This window comes from Natronococcus sp. (genome assembly GCF_047921035.1).
Classification (GTDB): Archaea; Halobacteriota; Halobacteria; order Halobacteriales; family Natrialbaceae; genus Natronococcus.
Map to the genome: position 1 here is coordinate 1 of NZ_JBLRWX010000178.1, position 3,395 is coordinate 3,395.

A 3,395-nucleotide genomic window follows, 5' to 3' on the forward strand; every position below is an offset into this window, starting at 1 on the left:
GGATCGAGGACGCCGTGATCATCGTCGTCGCCGTCGCCGTCCTCTGGTACGTCCACGAGCACGCGATCTCGCGGGTCGCGACCTGGTACGGCTTCGACCCGGACGAGCCGCGCGAGTGAGCGGGTCGAACCGAGAGGGGGCGACCGGTTCGTCCGGCGACCTCACGCCCGTCCGTGTTCCTCCTCGAGGATCTCCCGCACCCGGTCGCTCTTGCGGTCGATCGACTCGGCCGCGGCGTCCGGGAGCTCCCGGCTCGCCGGTTCGACGGCGGGTTGACCCTCGAGCTCCGGCCAGCCGACGACGACGCGGCCGACCGCGCCGAGGGCCTCGTGGGTCGCACAGAGCGTCCGTGTATCCACGTAATCGTAGAGTCCCTCCTCCTCGAACGTCCACTCGAAGTCGGCGGTGCTGCTGAGCGTCCCGCTCTCCCAGGGCTCTGCGCCGTCGGGGATCCGCTGTGGACCGTGAGTGTCGGGGTGATACGCGGTGACCGTGTGGCGGTTCCCCTCGAGGGCCCACCGGACGGTCGCGCCGGGTTCGACGTGAACGACGTTCGGCTCGAACGCAGGGTTCGGCATCGAGACGATCGTCACGTCGACTTCGTCAGCCGGGTCACCGAGGCTACCGTCACCGTCTGCGGACTCGCTCGTGTCTTCTGTCGCTCCGTCTACGGGTACCTCCGAGAGGCAGCCGGCGAGCGCCGCCGCGGCACCGGTTGCACCGACTACGAGTGCGTTCCGTCGTGTTAGGTGGGTCATGGCAGGTAGGTCATGGATGTGGGGTGGGACAGCGCGGTGATCGATCGATTCCCGCTGGCGATCTCCCGAACCGGAGCGGATCAGGGATCGGGGTCAAAGACGTCGGTGTTTTCCTCGCCTTCCACGTCGATCGTCGCCATGAGCCCCTTCCGGTTGACCCGGCTGAGCGCGTGGTCGACCAGGAAGATCGGGCCGGGAACTTCCATGTCCATCGTGCCGAACCCGGTAACGCCGGCCGCGAGGGCCGTTCCCTCGACGTACTGGGCCGGCTCCGAGAGGACGTCACCGTCGCGATACCACTCGGTCCAGACGTTGCCGATCGGGTGCGGGCCACTAACGAGGTTCGGACCTCCATTACACCAGAACACTCGGACCGTCTCGCCCACTTCCGCGTGGAGCGGTCCCTCCTCGCCATCCTCGGTGAAACGCCCCACTTCGCCGTTGAAGAGGACGTAGGTGGGGTCCTCCGAGGCGGCCTCGTCGAAGTCGAAGGCGTGGTGGCCTTCCTCCCCGTGGTCGCCCTCGAGGTAGAGTTCGTGCTGGCCGACGTAAAACTCCCTGTCGACCTCGGGAAGTCCGCCTTCGGGCTCGACCAGGATCGTCCCGAACATCCCGAGGCTGATGTGCTGGTCGTGGTTCCCCGGTGCGCAGTGGTAGATGTGTGCGCCGGGGTAGGTCGTCTGGAACTCGATCGTCTCCTCGCCTTCGCCGGGTGCGATCGTCGTATCGACGGCGCCGCCTCCCGGACCGTAGACGGCGTGGAAGTCGATGTTGTGAACATCGTTGTTGTACTCCTCCGGGACGTCGAACGTGAGGCGGACGGTGTCGCCCACCCTGACGCGGTACATCGGGCCCGGAATCTGGCCTTCGAACGTCATGAACGTGGTCGTCACGCCGGGCTCGATCTCGGCGACGTGCTCTTCGGAGCGGATCTCGAGTTCGTGCGTGCGCGGTTCGTCCCAGTCGACCGGGTCGGGGACGTCGGTCGGGTCGGCAGCGATCGTGTCGACGTCGGGCTCCTCCGCCGGCGGCAGTCCGTCGTCTTCGTCCTTCTCGTCGTCACCGTTACCGTTGCCGTCTTCGGAGGCGTCGTCCTCGGCAGCGAAGCAGCCGGCGAGGGCGACCGCACCGGTAGCACCTACCGTCTGCAGGAACCGTCGTCGGTTTTCGTGATTGATTGAAGTCATCGTCCTATACAACCGAATACAGCGCAACATATGTTCAAAAACCGCCATTATTCCTGGAGATGGGTAATCGCACGTAGGTGTTCGGTTGATAGTTTATATACTGTCCGTATTCGGGACGGAGACGGTCTGAGAGGGGCGTTTGACTCAGAACGTGAACTGAACTGGTGAAGGATCAGACATAACTCGATCGAAAAGTTCCCGGGTACGGTTCGAACGGAGCAACCTACGCGACGATCAGCGTCTCGAGAACGACTGCGATCAGGATCGCCCCGAGGTAGTAGTTCGAGGCGTAAAACGACTGGAGCGCGACCTCTCTCCCCGGATCTCGGTACTGCTGTACAACTGAACGCAAAAAAATCGCCCCGAGCGCGACCGAAGTCAGCGCATAGAGCCAGCCAAGGCCCGCGATCCACCCGAGCAGGCTTGCCGACAGCAGCGTCGCACCCAGAAACAGCATCGTGTGTCGCCTGGCGAGGAGATCGCCCGCGACGACCGGGAGCATCGGGAACCCGCCCCGCGCGTAGTCCTCGCGGTGGGCGATGGCGAAGCTGTAGAAGTGGGCCGGGGTCCACAGGAAGATCATCGCAGCGAGGACGAGCGCCGGGAGACCGATCTCGTTGGTGACCGCGGCCCACCCGATCAGCGCCGGGATCGCGCCAGCTCCGCCACCGAGGACGGTGTTCCACGACGTATTCGGTTTCAACAGGATCGTATAGAGGACGACGTAGTAGGCGATCGCCGCCAGGGTGAGCAGCGTCGCGAGGAGGTTCACCCACGCGAGCATGACCGCCGTCGACGCGACGGCGAGGACGACACCGAAGCAGACCGCATTCGCCACGGGGACGCGGTCGTGCACGAGCGGTCTGTCGGCCGTTCGCTGCATCCTCCGATCGCGGTCGCGCTCGTAGACGTGGTTGAACGTTCCGGCGGCACCGATGGCGAGGACGCCCCCGAGCAGCGTCGCGACTGCGACCCCCGGCTCGAGGCTCGCTCCGGTGACGGTCGCGAGCCCCATCCCGGCGAGCGCGACGAGACAGAGCAGCCACATCAGCTTCGGCTTGGTGAGCGTGAGGTAGGCACCCGCCGTTCGTCGGAGCTCGATCAGTCGACTCTCGACGGTCGCGGGAGCAGTACTCGCCGACGAGTCGGTTCGATCGGCGGGACGCTCGTCGATCGGATCGTCGGTCGGAGGCGATCCCGACGCGAACATCCGATTGCGGAAAGCGATCGATGACGCCAAAGCGGTCAGCATGCCCAAAGACAATATCACGCGGGCAATCAAAAAAGGGACCGGCGAAATCGCCGGAGGTGACGTCGAGGAGATCGTCTACGAAGGCTACGGTGCCGGCGGGGTTGCGATTCTTTGTGAAATCATGACCGACAATCGCAACCGTACGGCTCCCGAGATCCGCAGCCTGTTCGGCAAGTATGGCGGGAATCTCGGCGCGAC

General features: G+C 65.0%; 3 protein-coding genes and 1 pseudogene. 1 reads left to right on the forward strand and 3 read right to left on the reverse strand.

Annotation, left to right across the window (positions count from 1 at the left end):
- Positions 1 to 161: 161 nt before the first annotated feature.
- From ACNA7R_RS19670 to ACNA7R_RS19680, 3 genes and pseudogenes are all read right to left on the reverse strand, one after another.
- Positions 162 to 578, reverse strand: coding sequence for a halocyanin (locus ACNA7R_RS19670; RefSeq protein WP_416285241.1), 417 nt, complete (start codon positions 576 to 578; stop codon positions 162 to 164).
- A 260-nt stretch (positions 579 to 838) separates the two neighbouring features.
- A complete protein-coding gene (nirK, locus tag ACNA7R_RS19675; protein ID WP_416285242.1) occupies positions 839 to 1,945 on the reverse strand; it encodes a copper-containing nitrite reductase in 1,107 nt (368 codons plus the stop codon).
- Between the two features lie 223 nt (positions 1,946 to 2,168).
- A pseudogene (locus ACNA7R_RS19680) lies at positions 2,169 to 3,245 on the reverse strand (heme o synthase); the annotation flags it as partial.
- Between ACNA7R_RS19680 and ACNA7R_RS19685 the strand changes: the two are divergent.
- Positions 3,160 to 3,395, forward strand: a 236-nt coding sequence (locus ACNA7R_RS19685) for a YebC/PmpR family DNA-binding transcriptional regulator (RefSeq protein WP_416285243.1), incomplete at its 3' end; no start/stop codon positions are given. The pseudogene ACNA7R_RS19680 and the gene ACNA7R_RS19685 overlap by 86 nt on opposite strands.